Genomic DNA, 303 nt, shown 5'->3' with positions numbered 1-303 from the left:
GGGTATCAGCCGCCGTTAAATCAGCAAAGAACTGACTATCACTTGAGATAATCCACTCATTGACCAAAACCGCATCTTTTCGAACCGCCCGCTGGCTGGTTTTATGCTCGTTAATATAATCCTCAATATCGGTTTTGAAATGATTAGTCCGACCAGCAACCAAATCATAATTTAAAGCAGAACGGTCAACATCAATATCGGTATTTTTGTGATTCTGCGTTCGGCGTTGATCATGATTACCCAAGCCTACCAGATTATCAGCTTTCAATTTCTGCATATTAGCTACTAAATAACTCATCTAAC

At 39.9% G+C, this 303-nt stretch carries 1 protein-coding gene; it reads right to left on the bottom strand.

The window, feature by feature from the left end; translation table 11 throughout:
* Positions 1 to 277: plasmid recombination protein (locus tag HMPREF0519_RS12765; RefSeq protein WP_233419338.1), on the bottom strand; the 277-nt coding region annotated here is incomplete at its 3' end.
* Positions 278 to 303 lie beyond the last annotated feature (26 nt).

The sequence above is a fragment of the Lentilactobacillus hilgardii DSM 20176 = ATCC 8290 genome, assembly GCF_000159315.1.
In the GTDB taxonomy this organism is placed as follows: Bacteria; Bacillota; Bacilli; order Lactobacillales; family Lactobacillaceae; genus Lentilactobacillus; species Lentilactobacillus hilgardii.
The sequence above is the reverse complement of the archived record's forward strand: the minus strand, read 5'-3'. Positions and strand labels throughout refer to the sequence as shown.